1 protein-coding gene is annotated in these 333 nt (G+C 66.7%); it reads left to right on the top strand.

Annotated elements, in window-relative coordinates; all coding sequences use genetic code 11:
- A partial coding sequence (locus tag SB772_RS39650; RefSeq protein WP_410838473.1) for a pyridoxal-phosphate dependent enzyme occupies positions 1-332 on the top strand: 332 nt, incomplete at its 5' end.
- Position 333: the final 1 nt, after the last annotated feature.

Raw genomic sequence — 333 nt, forward strand, 5'->3', positions numbered from 1 at the left:
GCAGCTTCGCCGCCAATCACACGGTGCGCATGAGCCAGATGCATTCGATCGCCGATTCGCTGATGTCGCCGCATACGGAGGACTACAGCTACACGCTGTGCCGGCGTCACCTCGAACGCATCGTCACGGTCTCCGACGACGCCTTGCGCGCCGCCATGCGCCGTCTCTTCGACGAATTGAAGCTCGCGGTCGAACCGGCCGGCGCGACGGCGCTCGCGGGCCTCTACGGCCCGTTGCGCGAGACGCTGCAAGGCAGGCGCGTGGGCGTTCTGCTGTGCGGCACCAACACCGATCCGCAGCGTTTTCACGAGCAGATCGCCCTCGCACGCTGAG

The sequence above is a fragment of the Paraburkholderia sp. SIMBA_030 genome, from assembly GCF_046535245.1.
In the GTDB taxonomy this organism is placed as follows: domain Bacteria; phylum Pseudomonadota; class Gammaproteobacteria; order Burkholderiales; family Burkholderiaceae; genus Paraburkholderia.